13 protein-coding genes and 1 pseudogene are annotated in these 16,624 nt (G+C 44.2%); all 14 read right to left on the bottom strand.

Annotation, left to right across the window (positions count from 1 at the left end; translation table 11 throughout):
- Positions 1-22: 22 nt before the first annotated feature.
- On the bottom strand, positions 23-916 hold the full coding sequence (gene rfbA, locus ELR57_RS20515; protein WP_126960961.1) for a glucose-1-phosphate thymidylyltransferase RfbA: 894 nt from the start codon (positions 914-916) through the stop codon (positions 23-25).
- Between the two features lie 259 nt (positions 917-1,175).
- The gene (locus tag ELR57_RS20510; protein ID WP_126960960.1) at positions 1,176-4,256 is read right to left on the bottom strand and encodes a ThuA domain-containing protein; all 3,081 of its coding nucleotides are present in this window, start codon (positions 4,254-4,256) and stop codon (positions 1,176-1,178) included.
- Between the two features lie 104 nt (positions 4,257-4,360).
- A pseudogene (locus tag ELR57_RS20505) lies at positions 4,361-4,759 on the bottom strand (hypothetical protein); the annotation flags it as partial.
- Between the two features lie 45 nt (positions 4,760-4,804).
- The gene (locus tag ELR57_RS20495) at positions 4,805-6,205 is read right to left on the bottom strand and encodes a sugar phosphate nucleotidyltransferase (protein WP_126960958.1); all 1,401 of its coding nucleotides are present in this window, start codon (positions 6,203-6,205) and stop codon (positions 4,805-4,807) included.
- A gap of 24 nt (positions 6,206-6,229) precedes the next feature.
- Positions 6,230-7,705, bottom strand: a complete 1,476-nt coding sequence (locus ELR57_RS20490) for an MOP flippase family protein (RefSeq protein WP_126960957.1) — start codon at positions 7,703-7,705, stop codon at positions 6,230-6,232.
- Positions 7,680-8,846 (bottom strand): glycosyltransferase family 4 protein, encoded by a 1,167-nt coding sequence (locus ELR57_RS20485; RefSeq protein WP_126960956.1) that lies wholly within the window; start codon positions 8,844-8,846, stop codon positions 7,680-7,682. The genes ELR57_RS20490 and ELR57_RS20485 overlap by 26 nt, the downstream gene beginning before the upstream one ends.
- Positions 8,843-9,712, bottom strand: coding sequence for a glycosyltransferase family 4 protein (locus ELR57_RS20480; protein WP_158630101.1), 870 nt, complete (start codon positions 9,710-9,712; stop codon positions 8,843-8,845). Before ELR57_RS20480 ends, ELR57_RS20485 begins: the two co-directional genes overlap by 4 nt.
- A gap of 199 nt (positions 9,713-9,911) precedes the next feature.
- A complete protein-coding gene (locus ELR57_RS20475; RefSeq protein WP_126960954.1) occupies positions 9,912-11,009 on the bottom strand; it encodes a glycosyltransferase family 4 protein in 1,098 nt (365 codons plus the stop codon).
- 24 nt (positions 11,010-11,033) lie between these two features.
- On the bottom strand, positions 11,034-12,395 hold the full coding sequence (locus ELR57_RS20470; protein ID WP_126960953.1) for an O-antigen ligase family protein: 1,362 nt from the start codon (positions 12,393-12,395) through the stop codon (positions 11,034-11,036).
- A gap of 30 nt (positions 12,396-12,425) precedes the next feature.
- Positions 12,426-13,367, bottom strand: coding sequence for a glycosyltransferase family 2 protein (locus ELR57_RS20465; protein WP_126960952.1), 942 nt, complete (start codon positions 13,365-13,367; stop codon positions 12,426-12,428).
- Between the two features lie 19 nt (positions 13,368-13,386).
- On the bottom strand, positions 13,387-14,100 hold the full coding sequence (locus ELR57_RS20460; protein ID WP_370452320.1) for a sugar transferase: 714 nt from the start codon (positions 14,098-14,100) through the stop codon (positions 13,387-13,389).
- 112 nt (positions 14,101-14,212) lie between these two features.
- Complete coding sequence (locus tag ELR57_RS20455) at positions 14,213-14,893, bottom strand: sugar transferase (RefSeq protein WP_126960951.1); 681 nt, start codon at positions 14,891-14,893, stop codon at positions 14,213-14,215.
- 231 nt (positions 14,894-15,124) lie between these two features.
- Positions 15,125-15,838, bottom strand: coding sequence for a CpsD/CapB family tyrosine-protein kinase (locus ELR57_RS20450; protein ID WP_126960950.1), 714 nt, complete (start codon positions 15,836-15,838; stop codon positions 15,125-15,127).
- Complete coding sequence (locus tag ELR57_RS20445; protein ID WP_126960949.1) at positions 15,819-16,601, bottom strand: YveK family protein; 783 nt, start codon at positions 16,599-16,601, stop codon at positions 15,819-15,821. The genes ELR57_RS20450 and ELR57_RS20445 overlap by 20 nt, the downstream gene beginning before the upstream one ends.
- Positions 16,602-16,624 lie beyond the last annotated feature (23 nt).

Raw genomic sequence — 16,624 nt, 5'->3', positions numbered from 1 at the left:
TGCAAGCCTACGCTTCAGGGTCTCACACATAAGCCCTGGGTTGGAGGGAACGTCGCGACACAAGCTTCAACAAATATTGGCCGTACTCGTTCTTGGCCATCGGCTTCGCAAGCTCCTGTACCTGCTCCGCGCTAATGTACCCGCACCGATAAGCGATCTCTTCGAGACAAGCGATCTTAAGGCTCTGCCGCTTCTCGATCGTCGCGATGAATTGCGAAGCCATCATCAACGATTCGTGGGTTCCGGAGTCGAGCCAAGTGAAGCCGCGGCCGAGGAGTTCGACCCGAAGCCGCCCCTCCTTCAGATAGGCTTTGTTCACGTCGGTAATCTCCAATTCTCCTCGAGCGGAAGGCTTCATGCTCCTGACGATATCGACTACCCGATTGTCATAGAAGTAGAGCCCTGTGACCGCGTATTCGGACGCAGGCTGATTCGGCTTCTCCTCGATGGAGAGAACGCGGCCGTCGGCATCGAAGTCCACGACTCCGAACCTCTCCGGGTCCTGCACCGCATATCCGAATACCGTCGCTCCGCGGTTGCGCTTCATGGCGGAGTGGAGCAGCTCGGTCAACCCATGACCGTGGAAAAGATTGTCGCCGAGGATGAGGGCAACGTCGTCTTGTCCGATGAACGTCTCGCCGATGCGAAACGCTTGCGCGATTCCATCCGGCGACGGCTGAACCTCGTAAGATAAAGAAAGTCCCCACTGGGAGCCGTCTCCAAGCAGTTGCTGGAATCTCGGAATATCCAACGGAGTCGAAATAATCAGAATCTCCCTTATGCCCGCCAGCATCAGAACGGACAACGGGTAGTAAATCATCGGCTTATCGTAGATCGGAAGCAGTTGCTTCGATACGGATATCGTCAGCGGATACAGCCTCGTCCCGCTTCCTCCTGCCAGCAAAATTCCTTTCAAGCAGGCTCGCCTCCTTCTCCTGTTCAGTCACTATTAATGGTAATTTGGAACTTTACCCCAAGGCTGTTCTCGAAACACGTCCTCTTGCGGATGTCCTCCTAGAAGGAATTGCGATCAAATTTGATTCGCATATAAATACAAAAACGGTCTGATTCGGTACGCCTAGATAGTGGCGCAGTCCTTCAGACCGTTTTACGTATGAAGTTAAGGTTCTTCTTAGTGCTAGTAGAGTCGTAAACACGGTTCGTCAAGTAGGGCGTTAAGAATGCGAAATACCCGGCCCATTGAACTGAATCCAGTCTAAATTGAAAAGACCTTTCGCTCCGTTCTTTAAGGTGAACACAAAGAAAAGTTCATGAGTGCCCCCTGGATCTTTTATCGGAACGGTTATCTCTTGGTAATCTTGCCAAGACTCCGTTTTAGAAACAGTTATCTTCGCCAATTCCGGGTTAGATAACGAATCTGAACGGACAGATATATTTCCCCCTAGCCCACCAGAGGCAACTCTAAATGTTATGGAGTTAATGTTTTTAAGGTTAATCGGTTTGAATGCAATCCAATCCCCATCGTCTATATTCCCTAGGTTCTTGCCACCAGATTTATCCTTGAGCTCCATAACGGTTACTCCGCTCATGCTCGTGTAGTATTCAGCTTGTTTCCTCTTCGGTTGAAGAATAACTTCCTTTGTTGTTCTGATAGGCAATACGTTTTTGGCGCCACTGTCTCTAAAGCTAAAAGTAGCAATGTAGAACAAGTCTTCAAGTTCAGAGTCGCCGAGTATCGTGTCGAATTCACCGGAACAGCCGGTATGCTGCCCAGTCTGATGGCTATGTTCGTTATGTCCTAATTTTGATTGTACAGTAATCAAACTACAACTGATTTTGCCATTGTCTGTGCTCCCGTCCTCAGCATCTAGAACTTTCACTTGGTAATGGACCTTTTCCCCCCATGAAAAGAATCCGCCTTCAGGTGGATTCGTTACAGTAACCACCGGAGCATTATTTCCAACCGTGATTGGAATAATTGCATTCGAAGTTTTGCCAGAACGATTCGTAACAGTAAGTGTAGCGTTATAATTACCAGCCTTAGTAAAAGTGAACTTCGGATTGGGTAATGTAGATGAAGAGCTACCATATTTCCATAGGTAAGTTAGTTCTTCTCCATTAGGGTCGAAGGACCCCTTGCTAGAAAATTGCACAACAAGCGGTGTTGCTCCATTTGTCTTATCTGCTTTAGCAACTGCCACCGGGTTATGAACGCCTGCATTGTATTGGACGCGTACCAACTTACCGTTACTTTCCTTGGTTCCTTCCCCATATTCAATCATATATAGGGCCCCGTCTTCTCCAAATTTCATTGAGATTGGGTGATCCCATTTGAACGTAGGTAAGAATGGCAAGATCGAAATGATCTTTCCGTTCTCATCGTACTTAACTGTTTTGATCCAATTCCGAGACCAGTCATATATTAAGAGGCTTTGATTGTAGTAGCTAGGGAATTTAATTTGGGACATGAGTTCCTTTTTCCAGGTATAAATAGGGCCAACCATTGCCGTTCTTCCGCCACCATCATCCAATTGGGGGAACTCGGTCGACTTCCCATACGGATACCAGATCCAAGCTTTCTGAGCAGGCGGTAAAGCTTGAACTCCTGTATTATTTGGCGAGCTATTGACTGGTTGTTCACACGAAAAAAGCTCACCACTAGTTTTAGTCCCAAAATCAAAATCACGATAGGGCTGATTATTAGCTATACAATATGGCCATCCATAATTCCCTGGCGACTTTGCCAAATTCCACTCGTCATAACCTTTGGGGCCTCTTAATGGATCGTCCACATTAGCGTCTGGACCAACATCTGAGAAGAAAATCCAATTGTTCTTCGAATCCACAGTTACTCGGAACGGATTACGAACCCCCATGATATATATTTCAGGTTTGCCCATTGACCCGTCCTTAGGGAATAAATTCCCATCAGGAACAGTATAGGAGCCGTCATCTAAAGGGCGTATTCTTAGAATTTTTCCGGCGAGATTGTTACTATTACCAGCGGTTCTTTGTGAATCTTTAAAAGCTCTTCCTGCCCTTTCATCTAACGGAGCGAACCCGTTGGACTCGAACGGATTAGTATTGTCACCGATCGGGATATATAAATTGCCTTGTGAATCAAACTCCATTGCACCTCCGCCGTGGCAACAATCATCACGTTGAATCGGTACCTTCAAAAGGATTTTTTCGGAAGTCATATCGACTCGATCAGATGTAAGATTGAACCTCGAGACCCGATAGATCGACTCTGTTCCTTCCGGCGAATATAGCAGATAGAGCCAAGGTTTAGACGGGTAATTCGGATCAAGCACAGCGCTCATTAAGCCATCGTCACCAGTTACCGATACTTTTAGATTCCCGGCCAATAAACTTGTTTCTGTTGTTGGGTTGTATATTTTAATACTCCCATTACGCTCAACATAAACAATCTTTCCATCAGGGGCTACACTAAGATCCACAGGTTCCTGCAAATTGCTATCTAGAATTACTTTCTCATAGTTGCGATCTACCGAAGCAGAACAGTCTCCGAATTTGACGCCAGCTGCATATTGAATTCCCCCTAAAATATGCTTTAAAAACTGAGGATCTTTATAGCTCTCTTTCACATGACCGCCCGCCGTGTACCAAGAACGCCCTCCATCATAGGCATTACACCAAGTGACGGGATGATCCACCCCCATACTACCGCCCGAATATGTTCCCTCATCAATTCTGGCTAATACATGAACGGAACCACGAGGGTTAACCCTAAAGTTATACCACTCGTCCGAACGGGTCCAGGTTTGAGGTAGGTCCGCAGTGGAAGGATGGGTATTATCGTCTATGAGAATATTAGCTGATTGAACGTCCGGATGATTCTTCAAATAGGCTCCTACTAATCCACCGTACCAAGCCCAATCGTATTCCGTATCACTAGCGGCATGGATCCCGACATAACCGTTACCTGCTTCAATGTATCTCTCGAATGCCGCTTCTTGTTGGGCGTTTAGTACATCACCTGTCGTAAGTAGAAATACCACTGCATGATATGGAGCTAGTCCGGAATCGGTAAACATAGAAGCATCTTCCGTCACGTCCGCCGCGAACCCATTTTGTCTGCCAAGTTGACGAATTGCCGCCACTGCTTCAGGAATGGAATCGTGATGGTATTCTTCGGTTTTTGTAAACAATAATATTTTATAAGCAGGAGACTGAGGGGCCGTTGAAGGCCCTTCAGCAGCCAGTGCGTTTATTCCGATTACGGAGAGCAGCATGATTAGGCATAAGGTAGAGCGAAGTAGTAGCTTTAGCATGATAATGCCTCCAACACTATAGATTTAACTTTTATTTGATAACCGTCTATTCCTGCAATTGCGATAAGAGCGACCGACAGAGTAATATTGAATCCCTGCTTGCATCATTCCTCAGAACAAAACATGTTTCGACCGTCAATCAGAATCGGACGTTTTAATACGCCTTGAATTCGGTGATTAGTTTCGACTGAAACCATAATCGCAATTACTTTGTGGTCGTTCATTGCTATCGCAACATCGCTTGTAGCCTTCTCTATGTAAGTCAGATTGGCTTCGCCGGTTGGCAAGGAGGGTGTTCCGACCACAAGTATAATTAAGTCTGATAACTGAGTAGCAACGGTGGTATCCGTAGTGAATTCAAGGCGCTCCTCCATGATATTCATGCGTACAAAGGACTTCTAGCCCCGGCTCATAAATAGGAATCTGTCCATTCCTAGCATATCGATCTTGTCTTCATCTTGATCGACGCAAATAACCTGGTGACCGAGTTCCGCATAACAGACGCTGGTTACTAAGACCTACAAATCCCGTTCCAACTACAGCTATTCTCATGCTTCCACCTCGTTTCTCTGGCTTGCGATCCAGAATCCGAGTATCTCCGTCCAGTCCATGGTCAAACGATAGATATCCTCCTCGATAAGACTGGTACCTAATTGAACTTCAATAATATCCATCGTTTCACTCGCCAGAATACTGTGCTTGCAGTTCGGAGGAATGTGAATCACATCTCCTTCTCTGACAAGTCGATGTTCCTCTTCCAGAACCAACTCTCCCGAACCCGCAATAATCGTCCATACCTCGCTTCTCTTGAAGTGGAAGTGATAACTGAGGTTCTTGCCTGCAAATATCCGTATTTTTTTGGTCAATGATTTTCTTCCATCTGGGAATTCGGTGTAATCGACTACACTGTATTCTCCCCACCGACGCTCTTCATGCATGGGACGCTGATTCAAACCATGAACCAACTCTTTCAATCGAGGCGTACTGGCCTTGTCCGCTACCAGAATTCCATCCGGGCTTGTTGCGACGACGATTCCTGATAAGCCCGTTATAGTAACAGGAATGTTCAGTTCATTAATTAGATGAGTATTATGTGAATCCTCGCTCACAATTCCTATGCCGATCTGCGAGGTGTTCATCTCTTCGGTCAACGTATTCCAGGTACCCAAGTCCTTCCACGTCCCCTCGTATGGCAAGGCAACGATATTGTTCGTCTTCTCTACGACCTCGTGATCGAAGCTTTTTTTCGTTAATCGACCATACTCTTTAACCAATTCCGGAAATGAGACGGGTAGATTTCGTTGCTCGAGCAAACGAATGGCAAATTGCAATTTAAAAGCAAAAACCCCGCAATTCCAAAGCGCCGATTGTTCTATCAGTTCGGACGCTTGATCTTGACGGGGTTTCTCACGGAAGTGGCTAACTCTTAGAACACTTTCGCGATCTATCCTATTTAATTGCTGATCTGGTACGATATATCCGTACTTCTCCGAAGGATAAGTTGGCCTCACTCCCATCAAGGCAATATTTGCTTCGAATCTATCCACAACCCGGCAGAGCTCTTCCACCCGTTCATAGAAATCATACTCAACGTAAGGATCTACAGGGAGAACAACTACCGTTTCATCCGGATCCACGTTGACTTCGGAGGCCAGATAAGAAGCTGCCAACACGATTGCAGGGAACGTATCCCTTCGTTCTGGTTCCGTTATGATTGGTACTTGTTCCCCTAATTGGTTCCGCAGAACTTCTGTTTGATTCATGCTTGTAGCGATATAAGTATCCTGCTGCAAATTCGCTTTACCAAGTTGGCGCCATACTCGCTGAACCATGGATTCAAACTCTCCATCTTGATTGCGAAGCACCTTTAAGAACTGTTTGGATCTAGAGTCGTTCGATAATGGCCAAAGTCTCTTCCCGGAACCGCCAGACAACAATATGAGCTTCATCTTGCGCTCTCCTCCAATATCTTTTTATCCGGCAACATTGATCCCTGATCTTCTTCCTCTTAACACTGTTAATTCTAAGATGTAATCAACCGCTGATCGATTAAACCGCCAATTCATTAACGCATATAAGGCCGTTCCTGTAAGGATCTGAAGTGCCAGAATAACGATCGGAGTCAGTTCTAACTTCATCATCGGAATCAGAGCTACAGTACCGCCCATTAGAGTACTGATAGTAACAGCAGGTAGACCTATCAGTAAGTACTCCAATAATGTGCTGTTGAACAAATGTCGCATTATCCACGCATATTTCAACAGAAAAAAGGTAAATTGCAAGCCTACGAATGCAATGGCAACTCCCAGTGTCTCCCCTAAATACGCTCCCCCTGCTATGCTGGGAACCATAACCAGCATAAGAACTAAAGTCCACTTGAAGCCAAGATCGACTCGTCCAATTGCGACGAGCAATGAGCTAACTGGGCTTATCATGGATCTAAAGTAACCCATCACAGCAAGGATTTGAACGTACACGATGGCGGACTCCCATTTATCGCCAAACACAAGAGGGATCAAATACGGTGCCGTCGCTATTAAACCAGCGTAGATCGGCGCGTTCACCATACTGAGTATTCGAAGCATTTGGTAATACGCTACTTTTAATTGTTCATTCCTGCTTTGAATCTTGGCTAATAAAGGCATCGCGACTTGAGATAGAACGGGATTGATCTTCAGAACAGGCATAATGACCAGATTGTAAGCGAACGAATACATGCCAAGAATCTCCGCACCGAAAAAACGGCCAATTAGAATGTAATCAAAGTTCGAGCTTAAAAAATGAATTAGTTTCTCACCAATTTGATAGGAACCGAAACGAATATACTCCACAAGTTCCTGCCTGCGGTAAGAATAGGATAGCTTCCATTTACGTACACCAACCATAAAGCAACAAATAGATTTCAGTCCCAAATTAATAATTTGACTCCAAACAAGCGCATATACACCATATCCCAAGCTTGCCAATATGAACGCAGTAATAAATGCCGAAGTAGAAGAAGCGATATCGAAGAGAGCTAATGTGCGGAAACGAACTTCTTTCTGCAGCAAGGCTTGATACAACTGACCTATCGGAGTGAGCAGAAAGACGACAGATACCAAGTAGAGGGGAGCAGTCACTCTTGACTCCTGAAATAACATTGCCATTAATGGACTACTCAATAACATTAAAATAAATACACCAGTACCCGATATGAGATTAACCAAATAAATGCCGGACAACTGGTCTCTGGAAATATCCTGCTTATGAAAGACAATATTCGTAACTCCCATATCGCCAAATGCGACAGCAACGCCAACGACGACCATAACCATTCCCATGATTCCATAATCCTCTGGCGTTAACATTCTGGAGAGGACAATGAGCTGAAGAAATTGAAAAACGGTCGTATAAATCATAGACAATGCTGTCCACTTGGTAGCTTTAGCGCCTTGCTGTCGCAACGACATCGTAATCCTCCATGGCAAAACGGCTTCTAGAGTTTAGTTGCCTATTAACGAATTTTTGGAACTTACTACGGAATCGCTCCGTTGAGAATTGCTCTGCATTGCTTCTGCAGTGAATAGGCAAGAACTCGTCCTGATGACTCTCAAACCATTTTACAGCCTCAATAATATCATCCTGCGTCTGATTCCAGAAGAACAGACCTGTAGGGTGCACCTCCGGATAGCTCCTGACCGTTTCCAGGCTCCCCCCCTTACCGAATGCTATGATTGGTGTTCCACAGGCTTGGGCTTCAACGGGAATAATTCCGAAATCCTCTTCAGCAGCGAATACGAAAGCTTTCGCCCGTTGCATATAACTCTTGAGCACATCGAAGGGCTGATGCCCTAGAAGTTCAATGTTAGACCCCGCAATGGCTGCGATTTTCTTGTACTCCGGTCCCTGACCTATAACGACAAGCTTCTTATCCTTCATACGGTTAAAAGCTTCCACAATTAGGGTAATTTTTTTATAGGGAACCATTCTGGATGCGGTCAAATAAAAGTCCTCTTTCTCGTAATGAACTTCGAATTTCTCTACCTGTACGGGCGGGTATATGACTTCGGATTCGCGTCGGTATACTTTCTGGATACGGTTCGAGATGTATCCCGAATTCGCAATGAAGTGATCCACTCCATTAGCTGTTCTGCTATCCCACATTCTAATTCGATGAAGCAACCATCGAGTCACCCATCCTTTTACTCCACGGTCGTTTCCCGTTTCTTTAAGATATTGATGCTGCAGATCCCATGCATATCTTATCGGGGTATGGACATAGGAGATATGCATTTGGTCTGGCCCGGTGATAACTCCCTTTGCAACGGCGTGAGAGCTCGAGATGATTAAGTCATACGAGGATAAATCAAACTGTTCAACAGCAAGTGGCATCAGAGGCAAATAGTTTCTGAATTTCTTGCGAGAGAAGGGCAGCTTCTGAATAAATGAAGTGGTTACGGTACGGGAACCAATAAATGCTCTTCCTTCAGGACCAATAAAATCTACGATTGTAAACAAGTCTGCCTGAGGATATAAGGCCAATATCTCCTCCAATACTCGTTCCGAACCCGCATATGTGTCCAGCCATTCATGCACGACAGCTACTTTCATGCCCCCATCACCTCATGGATTAAAGTAACCGTCTGATCAGCAGAAGCTTGCCAGCGGAATCTCTGTGCTTGAGCCGCCCCCATCTCCCGTAGTCGCTCCTGCAAATCAACATTTTCTATGAGATGGAGCATGCAAGCGGAAATCTCATTCTCGTCATTAGGATTAAAGTAAAGAACCGCATCACCGCATACTTCCGGTAATGATGCCGCGTTAGAGACAAGGGCTGGCGTTCCGACTGCCATTGCCTCTAACGGTGGGAATCCGAACCCCTCATATAAGGAAGGAAACACCAGACCTGTTGCGTTGGCATAGTATTGTTGAAGAACTTCGTCTTCAACATAGCCAGTGAAGACAACTCGGTCTCCAAGCTCAGTGATCTCGTTCCACACCTTAGGGTCTCCGGTGATGAAGCCATCCTTCTTCCCGACGACCACAAGCTTGTGGGGGATATGACCCATAATTTTTTTGAACGCCCTAATGAGCCTCGAAAGATTTTTATTTGGCTTCACGTTCCCCACGAATAAAAAATACGGAGCATCCAATTGACTGCTCCGCCTTTCGATTACGAACCAATTATTATTAATTCCGTTGTATACGGTTTGAATCGGCTGCCGTACCTCTCCAACCAAACGATGGAACTCATCTTTAGTAAATTGGGATACGCTTATGATTTGATCCGCCTTGCGCCTGACTGCTTGAAACATCAATTCAGCGTAGAGTTTCTTATGTATCGCTCCAGCATATTGCGGCATTGCTTTATGAAACACATCATGAATGGTAACCAAGAGCTTACCGAAATACAACACTGGAATATTAAAGTGCGGCGACCAGAATAGTCTCGTCTCCTTAGGAATTGTTCGTAGCATTTCCCATTGCTCTTGAAGTGAATAAATTGGGGCCTGTAATGGCTTGCATATCACTTCTCGACTATTGAACTTAATTACTTCTTGAATTCTCTTCGGGTTCCCCAATATGCAAACTGGAATGTCCGGCAGCTTCTCGACGACAAGTGGGACAATATTCGTAAGGTAAGTACCTATTCCTGAATGATCAATCATTCTCAGGTCAATGGTTAGCAGAAACAATCACCTCGTTTTGTTTCTTTAAAACATTCTTCCACAACTTAGCTGTCTCACTTATCGTATACTTTCTTTTCACACTGTTTACAGCATTCATTGACATGTTACTCAATAATTTTCTATCGTTAGCACATGACTCTATGCATTTCCCTAACATTCTCTCTATGTCGTTTGATGAGATAATGAATCCATCTTCTGCTGATTTTATAATGCTTTTTGGCCCAATGGAGTCTGTCGATATAGGAACAGTTCCACATGCCATTGCTTCTATCAGCACAATCCCAAACAACTCTTCCCAGGTCTTACTTTGTAATGATGGCAACACAAGAACATGACATTGATTGTAAATAACAGCGAGTTCATTCTGCTTAGAAGTATGTCCTAAATATCGTACTGTCGAGTAATCGCTTGATAAACTCTCTACTTGGTTTCTTAATGGGCCATCTCCTACAAACCACCATTCAATGTCCGATCTTCCTTTAAATTTCCCGATCAAGTTAAATAAGATATTAAGCCCCTTCTCCTCAACAAGCCTACCTACGTACAAAATTCTAAGGCTCTCATTTGACTTATGAGTGCTAGGCTTGAATATCTGTTCATTAATGCAGTGAGGGATAACTGTTATATGCCTGGTATACTGCTGCAGACCTTTTTTGACATGTTCAGTTACTGCAACGACTCTAATATCCTTTAGAAACTGCTCCCACTTTTTCTTCTGACTACGGAAAAATATTTTCTTAGGATACTTAGAGAAGTCCCAATATGGCCACGAAGAATAATAGATTACTTTATGCCTTCTCTTGATAATGCAAAGATAGTATATGAACCAGTCATAAGGGGCTGCGCCAATAATGATTTCTTTATCACGTGTAAATAAGAAATACAGTATTATTCTTAAATTTCGTAAAGCGCGAAAGAACAATCGAGGTCTTTGTTTTAGAAAACTTTTTATTAGTTGTTTAGTAACTGAAAACTCCGAGGAGATAATCTCATCGTAATGTACATCGTTCTTATTCAAAAAAAATAGAGCCTCGAAATGCCTTGGGGCTCCACTTTCATGTAAGATATAAAGTTTGCTCTTCATTGATTGCAACTCCTTGCTACTAAACTATGTTGCAATTGGATTATCACGCATGTGTATTTTAGACTGATTAGAAGTTAGAATATATTCTTGTTTATTTGTTTTAAAGTTAATATGGTAAATTGTCAAAATAAATCCAAACAACATCCAATAAAGCAAGTAAAAAACTTTCCCGAAGTACGATGAATTCACAATGTTAGCGAACGAATATTCATAGAGACTAAAAATCAAAAATCCATTTGCAAGATATCTATACTCTTTGATTGCTCTAACTTTAAAAGCATAATACATACTTAAAACTATAAAAGCCGAATAGATTATAAATAAAATAATACCTAACTCAGTTAGAGTAGCAAAAAATGCACTATCCGTAATAAATACATTTGACATAGAGTAAAGTGACCCGTGTCTCTGAGATCCAATACCTAATCCAAACCACATATGTTCCTTTAATAAAACTATTGCATCTGTTATGAAGTTCTTATGCATTTCAGTTGAATTTTGTACTGAAGCGTTGTTTTGTGAAAACAGTCCACTGTATATAAATGAATTTTTAATACTATTGTTAAGACTTGAATTAAATATTATAACTAATGCAATGATAATTGCTGAAATAAAACCAAAGAATAGAAATAGAATTTTTCCTTTCGTAGCATTTCGTGTGATACTGTCTTTAATGATTCGACTCATTGAAAGAAGCAAAACAATAAACGCTCCAACAATTGCTGTTCTAGAAAAAGTAGTGAAAATAGATATAAGCACAATTGCACTAAACATAATATCTTTAACTTTCAAAGACGAAATTGATTTATTTATGAATATAGATAAGAAAAGCAGCATTATATTTCCATAAATAATTGTATTCCCAAGCAATCCCGTACTTCTAATAATATCCGTTCCATAAAAACCAAATAAGTCGATATTATTCGGAGTTAATAACCAAACAGGTAACACGTCACGAAAGATGAATTGAAAAATGCCAAACACACTAAAAATGAAACCTAATAAATATACAATTCGGAGAAGCTTGTCTACTTGGAAGCTAGACTTAATAAACCGGAAAATAAATAAAGCAACGAAAACATAAAGTATTTTATCTCTAAGTGAAAGTATCTTGGTAAAAATCGATTCGTTTCCCCATAAAAACATAGCAAGATAAATTATCAATAAACATAAGTAGATTGTGTTGAAATTATTTACTATTACTTGTTTACTTTTAAAGGAATAAATTATGTATGAAAAAATCATCAAAAAAATCATTGCATCAATTAAGTACGTCGATGCATTGCTGCTACTTAAAGGAATATTGATAATACCACTAAAAAAAACAATGAAAATAAAAAACACTAACAAGTAGTAACTTACTTGCCCTTTGGAGTTTTCCCCCATAACTAATCACCTTTCATAATTTCAATAGATTCATGTTCTGTAAACTCCATAACGACTATGAATCGCATCATAAATAGCATGATAAATCATCTTTATTTTGTTGATTTTCCTTGTTTCAGGTCGAATCATCAATCTAATGTGTTTTTTAATTATTTTGATAACTATTCCTATGAAGGGTAAAATTTTTTGTGTAGTATGATAACTTCTTCGAACAAACAAAATACTATTACGAATATCATAGTAATCCAGCAGTGGTATTGGATCTCTAAGCTTACTCTTAGTTGAAGCGTTAACTTTATGCCATATAAGCGATTTCGGCTGGTACTCTAGCCCCCACCCTAGTCTAACAGCCCTTCTACAATACTCTGTATCTTCGTAGTACAGAAAGAAATCCTCATCCAATAAACCAATTTCGTTAATCATTTCTGAACGTGCCAATAAGCTGCATCCGGTAATATAATCAATTGGCACCTTTTCTTCGTCTAATGAAGATTGATAATCCACTTCACAGTATCTTCTATGATGCGGAATACCGAATCTATTGATTGTCCCCCCAGCAAACCAAATCTTATTCGTTCCATAGAAGTAAATTTTCGAACCTACTATTCCACAACGTTCATTATTCTCTAACATAAGAACTAAGTGTCCAAGAGACTCTTCATCTACGACGGTATCGTTATTTAGTAACCAAATATATTGGGCGCCATCAGAGATCGCTTTACGAATCCCGATATTATTACCCCCGGCGAAACCCAAATTATCTTTCAAGCTCATTAGTTCTAAATTTTGCTCGTCAAATAACCCCTTAGCTTTCCTAAACAAGGCTTCTGGAGTTTCCTTCGATCCATTATCAACAACATATATTTTCACGGCTAGATAAGTTAACTTCTTAAGTGATTTCAAGCATTCCATAGTGTCATTATGTCCATTGAAATTAACTAGTACCACACCAACTAAAGGCGACTTAATCATGCATTTCTCCCCTCTTTGCTCAATGAGCTCCACGTCGAAGAAGAACAATCCATACGGTCCTTAACAGAATCTTTAAATCGAATAATAGAGATTGATTATTAACATAATACAGTTCTAGGTCTACGCGTTCCGGGTATCCGACGTTGCTGCGGCCCGATACCTGCCAGTAGCCAGTGATACCTGGTTTGACCGACAATAGTTGGAACGAGCGGTAACCATATTCTTTGAGTTCCTGCCGAACGACCGGACGCGGTCCGACCAAGCTCATATCTCCAGTCAATACGTTGACCAATTGAGGGAGTTCGTCCAGGCTTGTTTTACGCAAGAATCGACCGAATCGGGTAATGCGTGGATCTTCGTCTGACTCTAGCTTATAGTTATTGGACACATACTTCTCGTAAAGATGGGGAGTCTTCTTGAGATGATTCTCGGCGTCGTGAATCATCGATCTGAACTTGATGATCTCGAACGTTCTCGAGTATTGCCCGATACGCCGCTGTCGGTAGAATACAGGACCTTTCGGATCGTTTATCTTGATTAAGAGGGCAATTAGGCACATGAAGGGGCTCAGCAAGATTAATCCGACAAAAGCTCCGACCAAATCAATGCAGCGTTTGATAGCTATTCTCCAGTATGCAGATAGAGAACTTGATTTAGTTTTGTACTGAGGCTCCCAGTCGATCTGCTCAATGCGGACTACGGTCTCCATTTGGACAGTATTAATTGATTCCATTCATTCTACCTCCACCTATCCATCTATTTATTTAATAGAAAATGACCTGCTCTACATGGAGTATGTAGAACAGGTCATCAATCTAGGATGCGCAATAGTCATAGGTTATGTACTAGTAAGCATTCTTCGACCCGAAGATCATCCCGACTGTTCGAAGCATAATCTTGATATCGAATATAATGCTTCGTTGGTCGATGTACCTCAAATCCAGCTCCACCATCTCTTCGAACGACAGCTGATTCCTGCCGCTCACTTGCCAGAGGCCGGTGCAGCCGGGGACGACGGCCAGGCGCTGATAGTCGTATTCGCTGTACAAAGCGACCTCCCACTCCAGAGGAGGACGGGGGCCGACGATGCTCATATCGCCGCGCAGGACGTTCCAGAGCTGCGGCAGCTCGTCGATGCTGGTACGGCGGATGAATCGCCCGATTCGGGTGACGCGCGGATCGTCCTTCATCTTGAACATGGCACCGCTAATCTCGTTCTTCTCCATCAGCTGCGCCAGACGGGCTTCCGCGTCGGTGACCATCGAACGGAACTTGAACATGCGAAATCTCTTGGCATCCTTGCCGACTCTTACTTGGGCAAAAAACACGGGACCGCGAGGGTCCTCCAGCTTGATGAGCAGCGCGACAACAAGCATAATCGGCGAGACCGCTAGAAGGCCTGCCGATGCAACGAGCACATCCAGTATTCGCTTGCCGGTCTCTCTCTTCTCCAATCCAATAGCCTTGACGGGCGCCGAATAAGCGGCGTCGGGTACCCATGAGGCTTGCATATCTATCTCGTTCATGTGAATCTCCCCTTAACAGAAAGATACAAGTATAACTGGATGGGGCATTCAACCCCTCCTCACGCCACACCCTCGACGATCCACGTCTAAGGCATCCATACCCACAGCATGGCCGAGTGCCTGCGGTGATAAAGGTACAGCAGGCTTTACCTTCGGACGGAGCCGAACGAACAAACAGAGGCGTTGGAAGGTATTCCAGAGAGCGGAGAGAGGGAGAAGAAGTGGAGAATGCTAGGATTTCTTCTGTCCGTAACCGTACCCGTAGCGGTAATAATCGTAGTAGCCTTCTCCTGTCTTGCGCTTCACGTTGTTCAGGACAACACCGAAGATGCGTGCCTTGGCATGCTCCAGGCTCTGCTTCAGCTTGCGGGCGAGAGCATGCTTCGTTCTCCCCGACTTGATGACCATCACGACTCCGTCGCAGAGGGAGGAGATGATGAGTCCGTCGGTCACCGCCAGGATCGGCGGGGTATCGAAGAGGATCATGTCGAACTCCTCGCTCAGCTCCTCCATGAGGTTCCTCATCCGTTGGGAAGCGAGAATCTCCGACGGGTTCGGAGGAAGAGCGCCGGCCGTCATAATGAACAGATTGGGAATATCGGAAGCCCGCAGCGCCGAGTTCCACGGATGCTCGTTCACGAGCACGTTCGTCAATCCGAGGCGGTTCGAGATTCCGAACATGTGGTGCAGGGATGGCTTGCGCAAATCCCCGTCGATCAGCAGCGTCTTCTTGCCCTCTTGGGCATAAGTGATGGCGAGATTCGAGATCGTGGTGGACTTGCCGTCGCCGGATTGGGCGGATGCGACCATGAGGAATTGAACGCGTTCATCGATGCCGGAGAACTGAATGTTCGTCCTTAAGGTTCGATAAGCTTCCGCCAGCGGAGAGGCGGGGTTGGCGAGGGCGACCAGCTTGGGCTTCGAATCATGAGTTGAACGTGGCATAGCTCTTCTCTCCTATGGGGTGGGATTCGTTCGAAAGCTGTTGATTAGGCGGCGTAGCCGATGCGGATGTCTTTGGGGTCAGGTCATCCTTGCGGATGGCGTGAATCAGGCTTAAGGTCGGAAGCTCCAGGTATTTCTCGACGTCGGATTCCGACTTGAACGTATCGTCCAGATAATCTAAGAGGAAAACGAGCCCGATGGCGAACATAGAGGAGAGCAGGAACGCCAGAATGACGGTCAACGGGGGATTCGGTGCGACCTGGGTGGGCTCGTCGTTGGGATTGGCGGCGGTTAGGATAGCGACATTGTCGACCTTCATGATCGTGGGGATCTGCTTGCGGAATTCCTCGGCGACCGAGTTGGCGATGCTGACGGCTCGCTCGTAGCTTCCGTCGCGCACGCTGACGGTCATGATCTGGGAATCGGTAGAGGAAGAAGCGGTTATGTAGTACATGAGCTCCTTGCCGGTCAAACCGAACTCCGGATGCGCCGCGGCTACGGCATTCAAGATGGCCTCGGATTGGATAATCTCCTTATAGGAGTTCATCAGCATGATGTTCGTGTTGACCGCGTTCCAATCCAGCATCGGCGTGCCGTCGCTGTAGCGGTCCTGGTGGTTCACGAGCAGCTTAGTGGATGCTTCATAGGTCGGAGCTACATAGAAGAGCGTATAGATACCGGACAGAACGGTTGCGGTCAGCACGATCGCGGCGATCATCCAGATTTTTTTGCGAATGATGCTTAAGCTCTCTTTAAGTTCCATCTTTTAGAACCTCCGATTGGTAG

This window comes from Cohnella sp. AR92 (assembly GCF_003990975.1).
GTDB lineage: Bacteria > Bacillota > Bacilli > Paenibacillales > Paenibacillaceae > Cohnella.
This window is presented reverse-complemented; position numbering and strand designations above follow the sequence as displayed.